Source organism: Thalassotalea sp. LPB0316, assembly GCF_014898095.1.
GTDB lineage: Bacteria > Pseudomonadota > Gammaproteobacteria > Enterobacterales > Alteromonadaceae > Thalassotalea_G.
The window spans coordinates 1154438-1175483 of record NZ_CP062946.1 but is presented as its reverse complement, the minus strand read 5'-3'; the positions used below and the strand labels follow the sequence as shown (position 1 = coordinate 1175483).

The 21046-nt window shown below is 42.6% G+C and carries 22 protein-coding genes; 11 read left to right on the top strand and 11 right to left on the bottom strand.

All coding sequences use genetic code 11. From position 1 onward, the window contains the following. Positions 1–7 precede the first annotated feature (7 nt). The 5 genes from gluQRS to panC are packed head-to-tail and all read left to right on the top strand — an operon-like array spanning position 8 to position 4626. Positions 8–919 (top strand): tRNA glutamyl-Q(34) synthetase GluQRS, encoded by a 912-nt coding sequence (gene gluQRS / locus LP316_RS05220; protein ID WP_193023046.1) that lies wholly within the window; start codon positions 8–10, stop codon positions 917–919. Between the two features lie 55 nt (positions 920–974). Then, positions 975–2384, top strand: coding sequence for a polynucleotide adenylyltransferase PcnB (gene pcnB, locus LP316_RS05215; RefSeq protein WP_193023814.1), 1410 nt, complete (start codon positions 975–977; stop codon positions 2382–2384). Further along, on the top strand, positions 2384–2875 hold the full coding sequence (gene folK, locus LP316_RS05210; protein WP_193023044.1) for a 2-amino-4-hydroxy-6-hydroxymethyldihydropteridine diphosphokinase: 492 nt from the start codon (positions 2384–2386) through the stop codon (positions 2873–2875). The genes pcnB and folK overlap by 1 nt, the downstream gene beginning before the upstream one ends. A 57-nt stretch (positions 2876–2932) precedes the next feature. Continuing rightward, positions 2933–3730 (top strand): 3-methyl-2-oxobutanoate hydroxymethyltransferase, encoded by a 798-nt coding sequence (panB, locus tag LP316_RS05205; RefSeq protein ID WP_193023042.1) that lies wholly within the window; start codon positions 2933–2935, stop codon positions 3728–3730. A gap of 35 nt (positions 3731–3765) precedes the next feature. Further along, the gene (gene panC, locus LP316_RS05200) at positions 3766–4626 is read left to right on the top strand and encodes a pantoate--beta-alanine ligase (protein ID WP_193023040.1); all 861 of its coding nucleotides are present in this window, start codon (positions 3766–3768) and stop codon (positions 4624–4626) included. Positions 4627–4718: 92 nt separating this feature from the next. Here the strand turns inward: panC and panP are convergent, their stop codons facing one another. The 5 genes from panP to efp all read right to left on the bottom strand — a co-directional run bounded on the left by panP (position 4719) and on the right by efp (position 9957). Then, entirely contained in the window at positions 4719–6356 is a 1638-nt protein-coding gene (panP, locus tag LP316_RS05195) for a pyridoxal-dependent aspartate 1-decarboxylase PanP (RefSeq protein ID WP_193023813.1), read from the bottom strand. A gap of 465 nt (positions 6357–6821) precedes the next feature. Then, on the bottom strand, positions 6822–7502 hold the full coding sequence (trmB, locus tag LP316_RS05190; RefSeq protein WP_193023038.1) for a tRNA (guanine(46)-N(7))-methyltransferase TrmB: 681 nt from the start codon (positions 7500–7502) through the stop codon (positions 6822–6824). Next, a complete protein-coding gene (locus LP316_RS05185) occupies positions 7502–8275 on the bottom strand; it encodes an ABC transporter permease (RefSeq protein WP_193023036.1) in 774 nt (257 codons plus the stop codon). Before LP316_RS05185 ends, trmB begins: the two co-directional genes overlap by 1 nt. Position 8276: 1 nt before the next feature. Further along, on the bottom strand, positions 8277–9197 hold the full coding sequence (locus tag LP316_RS05180; protein WP_193023034.1) for an ABC transporter ATP-binding protein: 921 nt from the start codon (positions 9195–9197) through the stop codon (positions 8277–8279). Between the two features lie 187 nt (positions 9198–9384). Further along, positions 9385–9957, bottom strand: coding sequence for an elongation factor P (gene efp / locus LP316_RS05175; protein ID WP_193023032.1), 573 nt, complete (start codon positions 9955–9957; stop codon positions 9385–9387). 36 nt (positions 9958–9993) lie between these two features. Here efp and epmB point away from each other — a divergent pair, with 36 nt between their 5' ends. After that, positions 9994–11007, top strand: a complete 1014-nt coding sequence (epmB, locus tag LP316_RS05170; protein ID WP_193023030.1) for an EF-P beta-lysylation protein EpmB — start codon at positions 9994–9996, stop codon at positions 11005–11007. A gap of 105 nt (positions 11008–11112) precedes the next feature. Then, positions 11113–11343 carry a hypothetical protein gene (locus LP316_RS05165; protein ID WP_193023028.1) on the top strand — a complete coding sequence of 77 codons (231 nt, stop codon included), beginning with the start codon at positions 11113–11115 and terminating at the stop codon, positions 11341–11343. Positions 11344–11447: 104 nt separating this feature from the next. Here the strand turns inward: LP316_RS05165 and LP316_RS05160 are convergent, their stop codons facing one another. Further along, entirely contained in the window at positions 11448–13064 is a 1617-nt protein-coding gene (locus LP316_RS05160) for a mechanosensitive ion channel family protein (protein ID WP_193023026.1), read from the bottom strand. 160 nt (positions 13065–13224) lie between these two features. Between LP316_RS05160 and LP316_RS05155 the strand changes: the two genes are divergently transcribed. Next, a complete protein-coding gene (locus tag LP316_RS05155; protein ID WP_193023024.1) occupies positions 13225–13533 on the top strand; it encodes a hypothetical protein in 309 nt (102 codons plus the stop codon). An 86-nt stretch (positions 13534–13619) separates the two neighbouring features. On the opposite strand, the gene LP316_RS05150 is transcribed toward LP316_RS05155, so the two are convergent. Then, entirely contained in the window at positions 13620–14126 is a 507-nt protein-coding gene (locus LP316_RS05150) for a DUF3016 domain-containing protein (protein WP_193023022.1), read from the bottom strand. Between the two features lie 71 nt (positions 14127–14197). Further along, complete coding sequence (locus LP316_RS05145) at positions 14198–14755, bottom strand: DUF4136 domain-containing protein (protein ID WP_193023020.1); 558 nt, start codon at positions 14753–14755, stop codon at positions 14198–14200. Positions 14756–14994: 239 nt separating this feature from the next. Here LP316_RS05145 and LP316_RS05140 point away from each other — a divergent pair, with 239 nt between their 5' ends. Together LP316_RS05140 and LP316_RS05135 are read left to right on the top strand one after the other, a co-directional pair. Continuing rightward, positions 14995–17028: a S9 family peptidase gene (locus LP316_RS05140; RefSeq protein WP_193023018.1), complete on the top strand. Its 2034-nt coding sequence runs from the start codon at positions 14995–14997 to the stop codon at positions 17026–17028. A gap of 102 nt (positions 17029–17130) precedes the next feature. Further along, positions 17131–17811, top strand: coding sequence for a hypothetical protein (locus LP316_RS05135; protein ID WP_193023016.1), 681 nt, complete (start codon positions 17131–17133; stop codon positions 17809–17811). 142 nt (positions 17812–17953) lie between these two features. Here LP316_RS05135 and groL read toward each other — a convergent pair whose 3' ends face one another. From groL to LP316_RS05120, 3 genes are all read right to left on the bottom strand, one after another. Continuing rightward, on the bottom strand, positions 17954–19597 hold the full coding sequence (gene groL, locus LP316_RS05130; protein WP_193023014.1) for a chaperonin GroEL: 1644 nt from the start codon (positions 19595–19597) through the stop codon (positions 17954–17956). Positions 19598–19689: 92 nt separating this feature from the next. Then, the gene (locus LP316_RS05125) at positions 19690–19980 is read right to left on the bottom strand and encodes a co-chaperone GroES (RefSeq protein ID WP_193023012.1); all 291 of its coding nucleotides are present in this window, start codon (positions 19978–19980) and stop codon (positions 19690–19692) included. 97 nt (positions 19981–20077) lie between these two features. Then, positions 20078–20587, bottom strand: coding sequence for an FxsA family protein (locus LP316_RS05120; RefSeq protein WP_193023010.1), 510 nt, complete (start codon positions 20585–20587; stop codon positions 20078–20080). A gap of 146 nt (positions 20588–20733) precedes the next feature. Between LP316_RS05120 and cutA the strand changes: the two genes are divergently transcribed. After that, on the top strand, positions 20734–21045 hold the full coding sequence (cutA, locus tag LP316_RS05115; RefSeq protein WP_193023008.1) for a divalent-cation tolerance protein CutA: 312 nt from the start codon (positions 20734–20736) through the stop codon (positions 21043–21045). The last annotated feature ends 1 nt before the right edge of the window (position 21046 follow it).

Sequence of the window (21046 nt, the reverse complement as noted above, 5' to 3'; positions counted from 1 at the left end):
AGTTTCAATGAAACTAGCTTTACCTGAACGACCACAGGGTAATTACCGTGGTCGTTTTGCGCCTTCGCCGTCAGGCTTACTTCACTTCGGTTCACTAGTTACCGCGCTAGCCAGTTACCTTCACGCCAAACAAAACCATGGTCAATGGCTCGTTCGGATAGAAGATATCGATCCTCCTCGAGAGCAAGCAGGGGCGAGTGAGGCAATTTTAAAAACACTAGAAACCTATGGCCTGTATTGGGACGAGCAAGTCCTCTACCAAAGCCAGCAATCAAATTATTATCTCGACGCCTTATCACAGCTCAAGGCTGAACACCTGAGCTATTACTGCCAATGTACTCGCGCTCAAATCAAACAACGCGGCGGTATTTACGACGGTCACTGTAAATTACTCAATCACAGTAAGCACAATAGTGCGATTCGCTATATTAATCACTACAAAATCAACCAATTCAACGACCTATTTCAAGGTAGAGTGGAAATTGATAACAAATTAGCCAGTGAAGATTGCATCTTATTTCGCAAAGATGGCCTTTTTGCCTACCAACTCGCCGTCGTCGTTGATGACATTTATCAGCAAATCAGCCATATTATTCGCGGCTGTGATTTACTCGAGCCCAGTGCTCGACAACTTAGTCTGTTTGCCACTTTTGGCCATCAACCTCCGGTACTTGGTCACATACCACTGGCAATAACCGAGCAAGGTTATAAGCTGAGCAAACAAAATAAAGCGCCGGCGATTAATAACTTACGACCACAATCCGTCCTTATTCAAGCGTTGCAATTCCTTGGTCAATCGGTAGAAACAGGCTTGGAAGATTTGTCGCCGGAAGAAATTGTTGCATGGTCTGTCAAAAACTTTCAGTTTACTGCCATTCCCAAGCAACAAGAAATCGTGATTAACCATTCTATTTTTTAGCCAGCTAGTATATTATTGCGCGTAATTTATCGCCTCAAAAGCAAGGTTTTATCTCATTAAAAGCGTTATCAATTTTTGCAAAAAGCTACTCAACTCAACCAACGACAAAGTAGCTCACGATTTTTCTCAAGGACCGATTGTTATCCCAAGAGATCAGCACCCTGTTTCACGCCAGCTGATCAGTAACAATGCGTTGAAAGTGCTTTATCGTTTGAATAAAGGCGGCTTTGATGCCTACCTTGTCGGCGGTGGCGTGCGTGATATTTTGCTGGGCCTAGCGCCAAAAGATTTTGATATTGTCACTAATGCAACGCCTGAGCAAATTAAAGGGCTATTTCGCAATTGCCGATTGATCGGCCGACGCTTTCGCTTGGCGCATATTGTTTTTGGTCGCGAAGTTATAGAGGTCGCAACTTTCCGTGGTCATCACGATGATAACTCAGGTAACAACCAAAAGATCTCTAAGCAAAGTGATCAAGGCATGTTATTAAGAGATAACATTTACGGAACAATCGATGAAGATGCCGAGCGCCGAGACTTCACCATTAACGCCCTGTACTATTCGACCAAAGATTTTAACGTTTACGACTTTGCTGGCGGTGTTCACGATATCGAGCAAGGCGTGATCCGTTTAATTGGCGATCCTGAAACGCGATACCGAGAAGATCCTGTGCGCATGTTACGCGCGATTCGTTTTGCGACCAAGCTGGATATGACCATAAGCGAAGAAACGCATGCACCGATCAAACCGCTTGCATCACTGCTGTCGAACATTCCCGCGGCGCGGATGTTTGAAGAGTTTTTAAAGTTATTTGTTAGCGGTAAAGCCGTCGCTAACTATCATATGTTGCGCGAGTACGATTTATTCGAACACTTCTTCCCATCGGTAGAACGAGCGCTTTGTGCAAACGATAATTTCTCTCTCGATGAGAGCGAGCAAATCGCCCAGTTTATTCTCCAAGCACTAGAAAACACAGATATTCGCATTGCCAATGAGCAACGCGTGACACCGGCATTTTTGTTTGCAGCTATTTTGTGGTTCCCGCTACAAAAGCGCATTGCCTCAATTAAAGCCGCAAGTGATATCTTGCCACAAGATGCCTTCTTCCAAGCCTATCACGAGTTAATGAGTGAGCAGCAGCAATCAGTGGCCATACCCAAGCGTTTTCAATTAGTCATTAAAGATATTTGGATTTTACAAGAGCGCTTTGAAAAGCGAGAGCCAAAACGCGCATATAAAACATTAGAGCACCCTAAATTTAGAGCCGGCTATGATTTCCTGTTACTACGCGCTGAATTTGCTGACGACTCAGTAAAAGAATTAGCTAAATGGTGGACTGACTTTCAAGATGCACCACAAGCGACACAAAGCCAGATGCTCAAAACAACAGGTAGAAGTGCGAAGCCGCGCCGGAAAATGCGACGCAAACGCCGCCCGAATAGCAAATCAACAAGTGAATCGTAATGGCTAGGGTATACATCGGACTTGGCAGTAATTTAAACGCGCCAATCGACCAAGTCGAACAAGCGATCACAGCGCTCAATACTATTGAGCACACGCAGTTGGTAAAACGCTCTTCCTTATACGGTAGTAAACCGATGGGGCCGCAAGATCAGCCTGATTATGTCAACGCGGTGGTTGCGCTTGAAACCTCATTAACGCCCATTGCCCTACTCGATGCTCTGCAAGCCATTGAACTCGCATTTGGCCGTGAACGTATTAAGGGTAATCGCTGGGGCGCGCGCGTACTCGATTTAGACATCCTGTTAATTGATAACTTAATTATCAATTCCGAGCGCCTTGTTGTACCCCATTACGGCATGTGTGAACGCGAGTTTGTTCTGCTGCCCTTAGCTGAAATAGCACCCGATCTTATACTACCCGATGGCAGCAAGTTACAAACATTTAGTGACAAGATTGAGCGCAATGGGCTAACAATTCTCAGTAGCAATTAATCCGAATTTAATTACAATAACAGCCAGATTTAATCTACAGGCTTAAGGCAAATTCCAATGGCAAAAAAAATCACCACGTCTACCTTGTTAAAAATGAAGGAACAAGGTGAAAAGATTTCAACAATCACGGCTTATGACGCAAGCTTTGCAAAGCTTTTTGATCAAGCTGGTATTCACGCTATCTTAATTGGAGATTCGCTCGGCATGGTCTTACAAGGCCAAGACGACACCTTACCCGTAACGATTGACGATATGGCCTACCACACCCGTTGTGTGCGCGCTGGTGTTGAGAACACGCTGATCATTGGCGATATGCCGTTTATGACCTACGCGACAACACAAATGGCATTTGAAAATGCAACTAAACTCATGCAAGCAGGCGCGAGCATGGTCAAAATGGAAGGTGGTTTATGGCTAACCGACACAATTAAAGCATTAGTTGAGCGCGGCATTCCAGTTTGTGGGCATTTAGGCTTAACGCCACAGTCGGTCAATGTCTTTGGTGGTTTTAAAGTACAAGGCCGTGAGCAATCACAAGCACAAGCTATGGTTGAGGAAGCAAAAGCACTCGAAGCTGCGGGCGTACAGTTAATTGTACTTGAATGTGTACCAGCCGATTTAGGCAAAGCGATTACTGAAGCGGTAACTGTGCCAACCATCGGTATAGGCGCAGGTAAAGACACTGACGGTCAAATATTGGTGATGCACGACGCCTTAGGTATTTCATGCAGTTATATGCCGAAATTTTCACGTAACTTCCTCGTTGATACCGGCGATATTAAAAAGGCTGTAGAGTTGTATATCAGTGAAGTCAGCAACGGTAACTTCCCTGGTGAAGAGCACATTTTTAAATAAAAATCTTAAGAAAAAATTAAAGGTTAGACAAAATCGTGAAAACAGTTTCTAGTATTGAAGCATTGCGCGAGCAAATCAGTCAGTGGCGCCAAGCAGGCTTAAAAATCGGTTTTGTCCCGACGATGGGCAACTTGCACGCAGGCCACATTTCATTAGTAACCGAAGCGAAAAAGCACGCTGATAAAATTGTTGCGAGTATTTTTGTTAACCCGATGCAATTTGGTGCTAATGAAGATATCGACTCTTACCCGCGCACACTAGCAGACGATCAAGCGAAGCTGATTGCCGAAGGCACCGATTTACTGTTCACGCCGACACCTGAAATTATCTACCCGAAAGGCTTAGATAAACAGAGTTTTGTTGAAGTACCTAACGTTTCTGAAGGTTATTGTGGTGAGAGCCGCCCCGGTCATTTTCGCGGGGTTTCAACGGTGGTGTGTAAGCTGTTTAACTTAGTGCAACCCGATATCGCCTGCTTTGGCTTAAAAGACTATCAACAAGTCCAAGTGATCCAAACGATGGTCGAAGATTTATCGATGCCTATTGAGATCATTCCTGTTGAAACAAAACGCGAAGCAAGTGGCTTAGCGATGAGTTCACGCAATAACTATTTAACAGCTGAAGAAAAGGTCATTGCGCCGACACTCAACCAGCAAATGCGCTGGTTAGTTGAGCAAATCAAACAAGCACCAAGAGAAGATACCGATTTTATTGGTTTAGCAAGACAAGCTGCGAGAAAGATTGATGAGAGCGGTATGAAAACCGATTACATTCACGTGTGTCACGCTCGTACCTTAAACCCAGCAAGCGACGACGATAACAATCTAGTTATCTTAGCAGCTGCCCACTGCGGTAAAGCACGCCTCATAGACAATATTCAGTTTACTCGCAACTGATAATAGAACTGCTGGAAGGCGGGAAGGCCGGAATGCGATAAAGCGGAATGGCGGTATAGGTTACAGCCTTTTAGCGTTATCGCCTTCAAGCTTTATGTATTTGCTACGTGGGCGAGTAATTCAGGTAAGTATTGCTGTGATTCTTTTGCCAACTCACATTGCTCAGCAAGTATATCGTTAAGAATTTCTTTCGTAGTTAATGGGTTTGCCAATACCACCCGAAAAACCAGTACTTTCTTGCCTTGGTAGCGACTCACTTCAATACGCGTACGCGAAACAAATGACTTACCATTTTCACGCTGACGCTTTTGAATAAACTTAGTGAGCTTATCCAATAAGCTATTGATCACCTCAACCTGTTCGTCAGAAGCAATCTCAAGCATGGCTTGTACTTCTTTTGGCACGTAACGATACGTCAATAAACACAGCTCTGGCGAGGTAACCAACTCAAACTCGGGGTGATTATTAATTTGTTCGGCAAAGTAATGGGCTTTTTCAATGCTTTGGTTGATCAGCATTTCATAGCCTTGGCGGCTGATAATATGCAAGCTCGCGTATACCAACATCGCCATACCTGGTCGCGAGCCTTCTAAGGTATGAGAACCTAAATCCTTTGAGCCTTTACGCAGAATATATTCTGCGTGATGCTCAATCGCAGCCACCGATGCAGGGTTTTTAAAGACCACCAAACCCGCGCCCATAGGCACATACATTTGTTTGTGCGCGTCAATGGTGACCGAATCCGCTAGTTCGATGCCATCCATTAAACCGCGATGTTTATTCGATAATAGCGTTGCGCCGCCCCAAGCAGCATCAACATGGAAATGACAGTTAAAACGTTGAGCGATTGCTGCCATTTCTTTAAGCGGATCGATATTGCCAGTTTCAGTAGTACCAGCAACGCCGACTAAGCTTAAAATTCGAATGTTGTTATCGGTTAACGCTTGGCATTTTTGCTCGAGTTTTTGCAGATCAATTTTGTTGTTTTCATCGGTTGGAATAGCAATAACGCTATCTTGGCCAATACCGAGAACATCAGCCGATTTCTTCAAGGAATAATGACCGCGCTCAGACACTAAAATTGCTAAGCCGTCATATTGATAGTGCTTCAATGCATTAAATAGACCTTCGCGAGCAACGCCTTTAAAGTCACCATCCGCTTTGAGTAAGTTATTGCGAGCAACCCATAACGCGGTGAGGTTCGCTACCGTACCGCCTGAGCACATAGCACCAAGTGAGTGATCGGCGCTGTGCATCCATTGCTGATAAAACTCATCATGATTGCCATAAACCAAACGATGCATCATACCAAGCACTTGACGCTCAAGCGGGGTAAAGGCTTTTGAGGTTTCGATTTTGACCAAATTCTGATTGAGACCAACCATCAACTTTGACAATGGTAAAATAAAATAAGGTAAGGCTGAAGTCATGTGCCCAATAAAGCTAGGGCTTGAGGTATGAACTGATTGAGCAACAAGTTTTTCAAGTAAGTGATGCATATGATCGGAAACAAACTCGGGCTCTTCTGGCAATGCAGAACAGGCAAAGTCTTTTTCGATCTCATTAAGCGGCTTTTCAACAGCGACAATATGCTGACCAAGAAAGCCTAATAAGTTTTCAGACATTTCCTTTTCGATCACGCCAAGCGTTGAATCTGGCGCTTCAGGAATGGTGAAAATTCTATGTAATGATTCTTGCGACGCACTTGCTCGGCGCGACGTAGGGTTCATTTTATTTAAAACAGTACGCAAAACTAATTAAAACCTTGTTTGATACCAATAAAAATCAATATTTCAATTGGTATACCTTGATAAGCGACACGAAAACTTACCAACAAGCTTTCTAAAAAGTATCCTTACTTAGGTTACATCGCTAAATAGCTACAATACATTTGATCTATAAGAGCGGCACTGTAATAAAATTTTGATAAAAAGTCTTGTTTTTTTTATCAACTAACGAATGAAATTAACGCTGATGATCAACATCATTTCCAACATTAACAAGCCGATAAGTGCATTTTTTAATACATGTTTTTTTATCTGTGTTTGCATGATTCTCTCCTTAATTCATATAACAGAGAATCAAAATACACGCCAACTTATAACCGATTGATTTTAATAAAATTTCGCAACAGCTTTAACGACACATAACGAATAACATTGCTAAACTGACAAAATATTAGTGAATTTAACCGCTTATTGTCGGCTTAATACCAGTTGAAAACACGTTTGGCCACTCGCCCGATATTTCGCTTCAAATGGCGTTATCGGCTCATCATCTATCACTTGCTTAAACTCAGTTTCAAAACCACCAACGAATTCCGCAGCCTTGGCAAACTCTTGCAAGTATAGCGGCCAATTGCTTCTCAGCTCTATGCGCTCACCAATGGCGAGTATTTGCGGCAAAACTGCACTGCCATGCCAACGACGCTGGATGTGTTTTGCTTTAGGCCATGGGTTGGGATACAAAATATAGTGCTGCTTTATTGGCCAATTAGCCTGCGCAACCAAGCGATAAAAGTCGTTCAAATCAGCTCTTACCAAGCGTACATTGGGTAAATTAGCCAAACTCGTATCTATGTGCTCATCAACGTTGCGCTCGATACGGTGGGCTGATTTATCGACACCAATGACTAAAGCTTGTGGGTTGCGTTTCGCCAGAATACGCGTGCTTTGGCCAACTCCGCAACAAGCATCTAGAATAACCTCGCCGTCAAACTGTTTTACTTCCTTATCAAGCGCATTGAAAACCGCTAACGTGTGCTGTGAATAGGGCTTTTCAAACGTGTGACTCAAGTGCTTTTTCACGATTTCTTCAAGTTTGTCGTGAATCCCCTCTTGATTTGAAACAATCGCTTTAGAATCACCAAAACTCATTAGCTTCTCAGTCCTATGCCACGTGAAATTAACGTCATCGCAATCGCGTATAAGCTAACAATAAACACGCCAATCACAATAAATGATGTCGTTAAGCTAACATCTTGATAACCCAAGAAGCCGTAGCGAAACGCACTCACCATATAGACGATTGGGTTAAGCTTGGACACCCCTTGCCAAAACTCCGGTAACAAGCTTAAAGAATAGAACACGCCACCCAAATAGGTTAACGGCGTTAAGACAAAGGTAGGAATAATCGAGATATCATCAAAGCTGCCAGCAAAAACAGCGTTTATTAGACCACCTAACGCAAAAACGGCTGCGGTTAAACTCACGGTTATCAAAATCACCCAAATATTGTGAATTTGAATATCAGTAAAAAACATGGCGATGACAGTGACAATCAAACCAACCAAGATACCACGCGCCATACCACCGCCAACGTAGCCTGCGACAATGACCCAGTTAGGTACTGGCGCAACCAGCATTTCTTCAACATTGCGCTGCCATTTAGCACTAAAAAATGATGAGGCAACATTAGAGTATGAGTTAGTAATGACACTCATCATAATTAAGCCAGGAACGATAAAGGTCATGTAATCAAAGCCGCCCATTTGACCAATACGAGCGCCAATCAGCGAGCCAAAAATTACAAAATATAAACTAATGGTAATTGCTGGAGGTACTAATGTTTGCACCCAAATACGCATAAAGCGATGTACTTCTTTATGCATGATGCTTTTAAGCGCAATAAAGTTGTTTTGATTTTGCATGTTATTGCGCTCCTTCTTTGCTGTTAACTAATCGAACAAATAACTCTTCTAGGCGATTACTTTTGTTACGCATACTTTTAACTTCAACGCCTTGTGTTGAAAGCTGAGCGAAGACACCGTTGAGTGACTCAGCTTTCGATACTTCAACTTCAATAGTGTTGCCATCAACCACGCGGTACGTGCCCTCAAGTGATAATGACTCGGGCAGTTGTTCTACATCTAAAACAAAAGTTTCAATATCTAACGTCGCCAATAACGCTTTCATCGAGGTGTTTTTGACGATTTCACCGCTGTCGATAATCGCAATGTTGCGACAAAGCATTTCCGCTTCTTCGAGGTAATGCGTGGTTAAAATAATAGTAATACCCTGCTTGTTGAGTTCAATTAAGAACTCCCACATTGAGCGGCGCAGCTCGATATCAACGCCAGCGGTTGGTTCATCTAAGATCAACACTTTGGGTTCGTGCATTAATGCCCGTGCGATCATTAAGCGGCGCTTCATACCGCCTGAGAGCATGCGGGCAGCGTTGTCGCGCTTATCCCACAAATCGAGCTGCTTTAAATATTTTTCTGCGCGTTGATGCGCTAAATCTCGCGGCACGCCATAATAACCTGCTTGGTTGACTAAAATTCGCGTCAGCGATTCAAACTGGTTAAAGTTAAACTCTTGAGGAACCAAGCCAATATAGCTTTTCGCCGCTTCGAGTTCGTTATCAATACTGTGACCAAAGACTTTCACTTCGCCCGCCGTTTTATTGACCAACGAGGTAATAACACCAATCGTTGTTGATTTACCGGCGCCATTAGGCCCTAACAAAGCAAAAAAGTCGCCTTGCGCGACAGATAAATCGATACCTTTAAGGGCCTTAAAGCCCCCTTTGTATACTTTTTCTAATCCAGTGATCTCTAATGCGGGTTGCATAGTTTAAACCTCAGCTTTCACAGCAATCGAAGCATGCCAATAGTGTATGCCTATAGGTATGGGCAAAGTTTCGCTTTTCAATGATACGTAATACCTATCATACAAACTTTAATATTGGATAACTCTACGTAGCAAATAACAAAAAAGCCTGCTAACTGCAGGCTTTTATCAATATATTGTGTATCTATTATTGTTTACCAGCGCGAGAAACGTATTCGCCTGAGCGGGTATCTACTTTAACCACTTCACCAATTTGTACGAACAGCGGTACACGGACAACAGCACCAGTACTTAACGTTGCAGGTTTACCACCAGTGCCAGCGGTATCACCTTTTAAGCCTGGGTCTGTTTCAGTCACTTCTAACTCAACAAAGTTTGGTGGCGTTACCGCAATGGGTGAGCCGTCCCATAATGTGATGGTACAAACGTCGCCTTCAACTAACCATTTCTCCATGTCGCCTACGGCTTTGTCGTCAGCGGCAATTTGTTCAAAGGTTTCGTTGTTCATAAAGTGCCAGAATTCACCGTCAGCGTATAAATACGCTAAATCTGTGTCCATTACGTCTGCGCCATCGACACTTTCACCTGACTTAAAAGTTTTCTCTAATACTTTACCTGAGATTAACTTGCGAATTTTAACGCGGTTAAACGCTTGGCCTTTACCCGGTTTTACTAATTCGTTCTCAAGAATGTTGCATGGTTCGCCGTCAAGCATTATCTTAAGCCCGGCTTTAAATTGGTTTGTACTAAAAGTCGCCATAATTGTTCTCGTAATTTAAACGGAGATGTCTTTCAAATGCCCGAGATAATAACTCAAATTAACAGTGATTTGCACACTTCTTGGCAAAAAGAATTGGCAAATGTGGTGACAGATCCACAAAAGCTGTTAAAAATGCTTGATTTAGACGTTGAAAGTTATCGAGAACATTTTAGCGCGCGCAAACTTTTCCCTGTACGGGTGCCCTTGCCTTTTATCTCAAGAATGGAAAAAGGCCAAATTGACGATCCTTTACTCGCACAAGTCATGCCCCGTAGTGATGAATTTATTGAGCAAACAGGTTATTTTGCTGATCCGCTTGAAGAGCACGATACCGTTGCCGAAGGGCTACTGCACAAATACAAACACCGCGTGTTAATGATAGTCAAAGCCGGTTGTGCGGTTAACTGTCGCTACTGCTTTCGCCGTCACTTTCCCTATCAAGATAACAGCCCAAATAAACAGCGCTGGCAGTCAGCCCTTGATTACATTAAAAATCATCGTGAAATCAATGAAGTGATATTCAGTGGTGGCGATCCACTAATGGCTAACGATCAGCACTTGGCTTGGTTAATTAGTGAAATAGAAACGATTTCACATGTTAAACGCTTGCGCATTCACACGCGCTTACCTGTTGTTATCCCTGCGCGGGTAACATCTGGGTTAGTTGAACGCTTGGTAAAATCGCGCCTTAAAGTTGCGGTTGTTCTGCACATCAATCACAGTAATGAAATTGATTTGGCACTGGCTAAAGCCGTCGCTAAGTTTACTGATGCGCGTATTCCGGTCTTTAACCAGAGCACCTTGCTAAAAAGCGTAAACGATAGCGCAGAGATCTTAAGTCAGTTAAGTGAAGACTTATTTGATATTGGCATTCAGCCGTATTACTTGCATATTTTCGATAAAGTCCAAGGCGCGGCTCACTTTGACTTAACCACCGAGCAAGTTCGCACGATCATCAAGCAAACCATGGCAATTTTACCGGGCTTTCTAATGCCTAAAGTGGTCAGTGAAATTGCCGGCGAGCCCAGTAAAACTCCGTTTTCCTTATAAATATGACTATTGTTACTATTGTTACTATTGTTACTATTGTTACTATTGTTACTATTGTTACTATTGTTAGGTGCTTATAGTGCCAAAATCATGGAGGAAGAATAAATGAAGTTTTGGTTAATTATCTTTGCTAGTTTATGTCTATCTTACGAAGCTGTTGATTTAAATTCTGATAGTTTATTTGAAAGTGTTTTAGCCCCTTTGATTGTCGGTTTTTGCTTGTTTGTTATTGTATTAAAAATCATTTTCAGCATAAATATTTTTGAAACTGGGGGCTCAGGTGGTAGCAATAGTTCAGGTGGCTTTTTCGATGATGGTGGAGGTGGCTGCGAATAACCAGCACCTCACAAGTTAATAATGGGCGGGACGTTTAAAGTTTAGCTGGCGCTCATTCTTCGCTAATTTTAGTTAAGCTTAATACGCCTCATATTGAGGCGTTACTATGCCTGCCCATCGACCATCTGGATATTGGCAAGCTCACAATGGCAATCGGCTAAAGCCGAAGTCAACGCGAGGTTTAGCTCGTTGGTTACGGCTAAATATTGATCGTAATCAGTCGTGCTAACATACGCTAAAATATCAAGTTGTAGCCCTTGCAAACTAAAGCCTTTAAACACCACGCGAAGTGGCTCGTCGGCGATTTCTGGGTGCGCTATTAGTAAGTTTTTGATTTGACTCAGTAGCTGTTCAATTTGCTGCGCAGAAGCAGATGGCTTGAGGATAATTTCAGGGCGATAGGCTATCTTTTCTCGCTCAGAAATATTTTCGAGTTGTAAGTCGACAAATTGAGCATTGGCAATATGGATAACTGTGCGATCTAGGGTGCGAATCCTTGTCGCGCGCAAACCGATTTCTTCAACCACACCAAAAACATTGCCAAACCGACAAACGTGACCAACTTTAACAGGCGCTGAGGTATATAAGGTAATTGCGCCGATAATATTCTCAACCGTTTTTTGCGCGGCAAGCGCGATAGCTAAACCACCAATACCTAAACCGGCCAGTAAAGTGGTAGCGCTAAACCCTAAATTTTCAAACCAAAGCAATAAACCGGTGATCACAACTATTATTTTCGCGACCGTACTTGCCGGTCTTAACAAATAAATCGCTAGCGGTTTATCTTGCGCTAAAAATCGCGCCTTAAGTTTTATATTGAATAAATCAATCAAACGCACAAATAACCAAATCCAAGCAAAAACGAGTAAGGTTGCTCCGTCCATGATCGCTTGTACGGCTATTGTGATGTTTGATTGGGCAACAAATAAACGCGATAGCTCAATCGTTAATAATATGGTCACTGGACCACGTAAAAAACGATAAAACTCTTGATGGGTATTAGGTCGCACCCGTGAAATCCCTTTGCTTACCAACCAAGTGATCAGCAGAGAAACAAAATAGTAAAAAATTAACGCCGCTGAAAAATATAACCATTGCCATAGCTCAACACCCAGAAAATCATAGTTTGGTGTGTGTTCAGAAAGCCACTCACCAAATTCAGAATAGGCATATTGTTGGCTCAAATACGGGATTTTATCGACAGTAGCATTCGAGATTTTCCAAATTCTCGCTTTATCTGACGCTCTTGGAATGCGTTGCAAGTACAGGCGAACATCACCAGAAGGGGTAGCGATAGTGCCAAACAGCTCCCGATAGGACGGCAAGCCATCTTGTAAATTACCCAACGGCTCTTCACTTATTGCCGTTGTGTCAATCCAGATCGTTCGACGCAGCACCACGTGAAACATTTTAGCGAGTTCTTCAGGCGCTATTGCTTTGGTGTCGGGCGATAAATTGCGAAAGTCCATATAATGAGTCGCCAACTCATAGTCATATTGCTGCAACGCAGATAAAAAGCCACTCAACGAGCTTTGTGGTTGACCGCGTTGATAGTCATCAAGCACAACGTCATCCGCTTGTGTCGCACTATCTTGTGATATTGTTGTCTCAGGTTTATTTAATAGCTCTTTGAGTGAGACATCTGATTGTTCCTTTGCTATGAGTACAAAGGAACTGCAAAAAAGCGAAAAAAAGATGACCCAACGACTGATCGATAACATAAATTAACTTTCTAAATTAATGGCTTATTTCAATCCTAGCAGAGATTTTTTTCGATGACTGCAAAAACATGACGACCACGGCGCATTCACAGGTCAAACTAACACTTTGTCATTAGTTTTGGCATAATACCGCACAGACTTCCCCCAGATGATGCAGAATATGACAGCAGCTATCAACCAACAACTTATCGATAATATTTCAATTATTTTAAAAAAGTCACTCACCGCAGATGCCACGTTAGCAGATTTACGCGAACAGAAAAAAGCCGGTTTTAGTGCCATATTTACCGAAGATGCTGGCTTTAACGCCAAGGCCGATACCTTTCAGCCGTATGTTGAAGAAGTAGCGGATGACTTATTAAAGTGGCAACAAAGCCAAGATCAACAATTGCTGATTTCACTGGTGAAAAAAATTGAGCAACTGTTTCAAGTATTGGCCAATTTTGAAGAGAGTTATAGCGCGAACTAGTTATGGCTTTATTAAGCGCCTGAAAAACAACCACAAAAAAAGCTGTGTTTAACACAGCTTTTTTTATGAATCGCGTAACGTTCGAACTACTTAACGATTACATCTGAAAACTCATCGTAGAACCACTTGTCTAACATTGCTTTTTCATAACTGTAACTTTGATTGCGGTAGCGAGTAGTTGCAGCTTGCGAATCCATAAAGTTCATATCTTTAATTTTTACTTCTTCACTTGCTTTGACGATTTCACCTGAAGCGTCGGTTAATTGATAACTAAATGCCATACTTGGAATAAATACTCGATCAACCACTCGAATAAGTTGCGTGCGACGCAACTGAACTTCACCCGCTAAATTGACATCAGTGATATCCATTTTTAAGGTATAACCTTCAGGTAAATTACCAGCCATTTTAGTAATGTGCTTCTCTAAGCTCGTCGTTGTACGCTTGATAAAGCCACCTTTGGTTTCATTGGCAGGACGCATATCGGTGTATTTATCTGGCTCGGTCCACGTAACCTCTGCAGTACCAGCGAATACAACGCCTGACGCTGCTATTGCAACAGTTGCTAATAAAGTTGTGATTAATTTTTTCATTTCATTCACCTCGTTAACCTACTACACATTAAAACAGAATTTGGCAGAAAATCTGTATTCAAATGTAAATGCTAGGTTTCAAATTGCATTAATACTTTGTTAATAACTGCCTTTAATCGCTCTGCTCGATAAGCCTTGCTCGCATCTTCTTTAGCAAAGCCTTGAGCTGCACCGCGCCAAAAACGCTGGCCACTGCTAGCGTCGTCAATCGCAATTAGCAGGCTTGCCTTGTTAAGCGCTTCATTGTTAGAGAGACCGGGGGTCAAGCCAAAATGTTCACTAATTGATTCGTCAGACAAATCTTTTGCCAACGCAACGGCAAATTTGACAACAAAATCAGGCGATTGTTCAGCCGAAACTAAAATAAACCCGCGCTCGCGTAACGCCTGTTCAAGATATAAGCTGGTCGCCTGATAAAGCGCTTGCTGCTGCGCTTGGCTGACAAGCTCACTAGTGACAAACCTAGGCTCAATGGCAAAACGCGCACCACTGGGATAATAAAACGGCGCATCTTTTACGCTCGAAATAGCCAATTGGTTTGCCTGAGTCTGCTGCACCACATCCGTCGTTTGGCTGCAACCAACGACCAACATTACCATTACGCCTGTAATCATTGCTTTGTAGTGCATCCTGCTATCCCTAATAAATTGAGTTATCATGACATTTGACAAAAAATACCACGGGCATTTCTTTTAACTTTGTTATCGAAGTGTAAAAGAGTGTAACCCAAAACACCATGGATAATAACAAAACAAAATAAACCAATAGCTTGCACGTTCAACAGAATGTTTTTTGCGGTTAATACGCTAGGAAAATAAACCAATAGCACTACAATAATAAGCGCCATCTATTTTTTGGGAGCAAACCAATGACAAACCCTTTGGTCGCACTAACACTTTTGGGTGCGATTCTTTTTACCGCGCAAACCAACGCTGCGGATACATTTCAAGCAACGGATATTTTTAATTTAGAGTACGCAAGCGATCCTCAATTATCGCCTGACGGCGCAAAAGTTGTCTATGTTCGCAACTCCAACGACATCATGACCGACAACAAAAACCGTAATTTGTGGTTAATTGATGCTAAGTCACAGTCACAGTTACCACTGTTTTCAGACGACAAACAATATTCACAGCCTCGTTGGTCACCAGATGGCACGAAGTTGGCGTTTGTCAGTAACCTATCTGGTAGTTGGCAAATTCACGTTCACTATCTAAGCGAAAACAAAACGGCATTAGTTAGCCAATTACAAGGTGGTATTTCGAGCTTAACTTGGTCGCCAGATGGTAAATGGTTGGCGTTTAGTCAACGGGTCAAGGATAAAGCGACTAAATTAGCGAGCATGCCAGCTAAACCTAAAGGGGCAAAGTGGGCCGAGCCAGTTATTGTTATCGACAAAGCATACTACCAACGCGACGGCCAAGGTTTAGTAAAACCTGGCTATGATCATATTTTTGTGATTCCAAGTGAAGGCGGCACACCGCGTCAATTAACGAGTGGCAATTATCATCATCGCGGCAAGCTTGCATGGCATACTTCAGGCCAAGAAATTATCTTCTCGGCAAATCGCGTTGACGACTGGGAATATCAAACTCTCGAAAGTAATTTATTCTCGGTCAATGTTAAAACGGGTGACATAAGCCAACTGACCGATGCACCGGGCCGAGAGTACAACCCAACTTTTTCAGCCGATGGTAAAAAGCTCGCCTATTTAAAAACCTCAAACGCGTTAAATCCTTACCGCAATGCTAAATTACACATCATGCAGTGGTCGTCGAAAGAGGTAACAGAACTGGCTAAAGATTTTGATCGCTCAGTCACTAATCCACAGTGGATTTCAAAAAACAGTTTAGCCTTTAGTTATGATGATTTTGGCAAGCGTAAAGTTGCGACAATCAACCACAAAGGCAAAATAAAAGACTTAGCCGATTCACTTTCTGGCACTACATTAGGTCGTCCGTATATCAGTGGTTCATTTAGTGCCAACGAATCTGGCAAAATTGCTTTTACCCATGGTAGTTCGGAGCGCCCAGCTGATATAGCGTTCGTTAACACCAAAGCAAAAGTAACCCAGCTAACCGCACTCAATGAAGACTTACTTGCTCACAAGCAGCTTGGTAAAGTTCATGAAATTAACTATAAATCTTCATTTGATGGTGAGCCTATACAAGGCTGGTACATCACACCACCCGATTTTGATCCAAGCAAAAAATATCCGCTAATATTAGAAATTCACGGTGGTCCTCACTTAGCTTATGGCCCGCACTTTAGCGCTGAATTACAGCGATTTGCCGCGCAAGGTTACGTGGTGTTTTACGACAACCACCGCGGTAGTAGCTCTTACGGTGAGCGCTTTGCCATGTTATTAAAATATAAGTACAGTTCAAAAGAAGATTTTGCCGATCACAACTCAGGCGTTGATGCCATGGTTGATTTAGGTTTTATCGACGAGCAGAACTTATTTATCGCTGGTGGCAGCGCCGGTGGTATTGCTACTGCATACGCGATTGGTTTAACCGACCGTTTCGCCGCAGCTGCAGTAGTAAAACCTGTGATTAACTGGTTGAGCAAGGTATTAACGGCCGATAGTGGTTTAGGCCAAATACCAACACAATTCCCAGGCATGCCATGGGAACACGTGGAGCACTACTGGCAACGCTCACCTATGTCTTTAGTGGGCAATGTCACAACCCCGACATTACTGATGACAGGTGAAGAAGATTTACGTACGCCAATGGCGCAGACTGAACAGTTTTATCAGGCGTTAAAGCTACGCAAAGTTGATACAGTTTTAGTTAAGGTACCGGGTGCACCACATGGCATTGCAGGCAAGCCATCACGCATGATAGCGAAAATAGAAAATACACTCGCTTGGTTTGAAAAATATAAAACACAAGAGTGATGATTAATACCATATAGGGGCTAAGGGCGAGCAATCGCCCTTTCTATTTTTTGATTCATTGACTATTTTTAATGATATGGTCAATACACAAACACACTCCTGATGCGCTCTGTCTTTTTTATTTTGATTTTAAGCGCTTTTACATGGCAAACATTTGCGGTTGAAAAACCCGAGCAAATGTTGATCAGCTATATTTCACACCCTGATGCAGAAACTTATAAACCACTCATCATAAAAACCTATAACGATATTGGTATTGACGTTGAGTTCATCAATATGACCTCGGAGCGAGGTCTTTTGTCAGTGAGTTCAGGGTTAATCGATGGTGATTTAATTCGCGTTGATAAATCGGTTCAAGAAATTGAAGGAGTGATATTAGTAAAGCCCAAATTAACTAAAGCTGATATGTATTTAATATGCGCGCCAAATGTGCCCTGTGACAAGCGTGTGCTACATACTAGCCCTGATATCTTTGCCTCGAAACGCACAGCGCATTTATTGAAGTCGTATCTACCGACCGACTTTTCTGGTCAAGTTATTGAAATAGAACACTTAGCTTTAATTCCAGAACTCATCAAAAGAAAACGTGGTAGCTACGGTATTTATTACAAACCGAGTAATCAATTAGCGCCAGAAATTGCGCTTAATTTTCAAAGCTACCTAATTGACCAGTTCAATGCCTATCACATTATTGGTGAACGACATGCCGCGTTACTACCCGAGCTAGAACTAGCGCTCAGTCAAAATTTACAACGACTCTCGGATGCTCAATCAAATAGATAACTATTCGCGAGTATCGTAAGTGCTAACGGCTATAATGTTCAAAGGTGACCTTTCGTAGCCTTTATATGTATTTAGATATCCTTTGAATAAAAAAAGGGAGCTCATTGAGCTCCCAGATTTAATCAACTTTTTAAGTGTTGGGTTACATCATGCCGCCCATGCCACCCATGCCGCCCATGCCGCCCATATCAGGCATTGCTGGTGCATCTTTAGCAGGTAAATCAGTAACCATTGCTTCAGTTGTTAGCATTAAACCTGCAACTGACGCTGCAAATTGTAATGCACTGCGCGTTACTTTCGCTGGGTCTAGAATACCCATTTCTAACATGTCGCCGTATGTGCCGTTACCTGCGTTGTAACCAAAGTTACCTTCGCCGTTGCGTACTTCATTTAATACAACTGATGCTTCGTCGCCACAGTTTGAGACGATTTGACGAAGTGGTGATTCCATCGCACGAAGTGCTACGTTGATACCGTGATTTTGATCTTCGTTGTCGCCTTTAAGGTCTTTGATCATGTCAGCAACGCGAACTAGTGCAACACCACCACCGGCAACTACACCTTCTTCAACCGCTGCGCGAGTTGCGTGTAATGCGTCGTCTACGCGATCTTTCTTCTCTTTCATTTCAACTTCAGTTGCTGCGCCAACTTTAATTACCGCAACACCGCCAGCTAATTTAGCTAAGCGCTCTTGAAGTTTTTCTTTGTCGTAGTCAGAAGTAGATTCTTCAATTTGACCGCGAATTTGCGCAACACGTGCTTGAATGTCAGCTTCTTCACCGATACCGTCGATAATCGTTGTGTTGTCTTTAGAAATGACTACGCGTTTTGCTTGACCTAAGTCTTCTAACGTTGCTTTTTCTAATTCCATACCGATTTCTTCAGAAATTACCGTACCGGCTGTTAATGTTGCGATGTCTTGTAACATTGCTTTACGACGGTCACCAAAACCAGGCGCTTTAACGGCAGCAACTTTAACGATGCCGCGCATGTTGTTAACAACCAATGTTGCTAAGGCTTCACCTTCAACATCTTCTGCAATGATTAATAATGGCTTACCGGCTTTTGCAACACCTTCTAATGTGGTGAGTAATTCACGGATATTAGATACTTTCTTATCCACTAATAAGATGAATGGATTTTCCAACTCAACCGTACCGTTTTCTTGGTTGGTCATGAAGTATGGCGATAAGTAACCGCGGTCAAACTGCATACCTTCAACAACGTCTAATTCGTTTTCTAACGACTGACCTTCTTCAACGGTAATAACACCTTCAGTACCTACGCGATCCATTGCAGTTGCAATGATTTCACCGACTGATGAATCTGAGTTTGCTGAAATTGTGCCTACTTGCTCAATCGCTTTATTGTCAGCACATGGCGTAGAGATGTTTTTTAACTGTTCAACCGCCGCCGCAACAGCTTTGTCGATACCGCGCTTAAGATCCATTGGATTCATACCCGCGGCAATTGATTTTAAGCCTTCGTTAACGATTGATTGTGCTAAAACAGTTGCCGTTGTTGTACCGTCACCGGCTTCATCGTTTGCTTTTGACGCCACTTCTTTAACCATTTGCGCGCCCATGTTTTCGAACTTGTCTTCTAATTCGATCTCTTTTGCAACACTAACACCGTCTTTAGTGATTGTTGGGCCACCGAATGACTTGTCTAAAACCACGTTACGGCCTTTAGGGCCTAATGTTACTTTTACTGCGTCAGCAAGAATGTTTACACCCGCTAACATTTTAGCGCGAGCGTCGTTACCAAATAGTACGTCTTTTGCCATTGTTCTAATTCCTTAAATTCTTTCTAATTTAGTGTCGAATCTCTAGTGTGAGATCCCCGCCTTCGCGAGGATGACGTTCTATACTTATGCTATTATTCTACAACTGCTAAGATGTCTGATTCAGAAAGGATCAGTACTTCTTCACCGTCGATTTTTTCAGTCTTCACGCCGTAGCCTTCGTTGAAGATCACTTGGTCACCAACTTTTACGTCTAACGCACGCACGTCACCGTTTTCTAAGATGCGACCGTTACCTACAGCAACTACTTCACCACGAGTAGATTTTTCAGCAGCACTACCAGTTAATACAATACCGCCAGCAGACTTTGACTCTACTTCTTTACGTTTGATAATTACGCGATCGTGTAATGGACGAATGCTCATTTAGTTCTCTCCGAGAATGGTTAGTGTTAAATAAAAAATTTGTTTGATTCATTTAATGTGGGCAAAAAAATACAATACAAGTCATGGCGCAAAAAAATTATTCTTTGCGCTCATATTCGCCTTCTATCGTTTGGCCTATTTGCGACGGTTTAGTTGAATTGCGTTGATTAAAGCTTTGCTCTTCAAAAGGGTCGTGCTCGTAGGTATTGCCCTGATGAAAGTGCGCATGAAAGCTTGATTGGCTGGTTGCCTGTACCTGAATTTGCTGTTGAACTTTACTAATTAAGCCTTTGCGAACACTTGGAATTAGCAATGATAAGCCAATCGCGTCGGTGACAAATCCCGGCGTCACTAGCACAATACCGGCAATTAACAGTAAAAAGCCGCTGATGATCTCTTCTGACGGCACTTCACCACGCGCCGATTTTTCCTGAACACTACGCAAGGTTGCAATACCTTGTTGTTTAACAAACTTTGCCCCAAGCCAAGCGGTTAAAATCACTATCGCGATGGTTGGCCAAGTACCAATAATACTGCCGACCTGAATTAACACACTTATTTCAATAATAGGAACAAGAACGAACAACAAAAATAAAATGGGAAACATAAAAACTCCTTTAACCTGAAACAAATATGAGGCTTTACAGGTCTATTTCAACCACTAGGCCAATTTATGAGCATAGTAAAAAGCCGTTAGCTGTGTAAAATACCTTTAAATTAAGGCAGATAGGCTAGCCAAAGGTTTAACGTAAAATGTATCAAATTGTATTGTGTACGTGCCCGTCACAGGAAGTAGCGAAAGAAGTGGCGCATAGGGTAGTGAACAAAAAGCTCGCGGCGTGCGTAAATATTATTCCGCAAATGACTTCGGTTTATATGTGGCAAGGTGAAGTTCACCAAGATATTGAGCAACAACTGATCATCAAAACCTTAGCGAGTAAAGTGAGCGATCTAACACAGGCTATTGAGCAGTTGCATCCTTACGATGTACCTGAGATCATTGCCATCAATATCGACACTGGCAATCACGCATATTTAAACTGGATTACTGAGTCTTTAAAGTAGC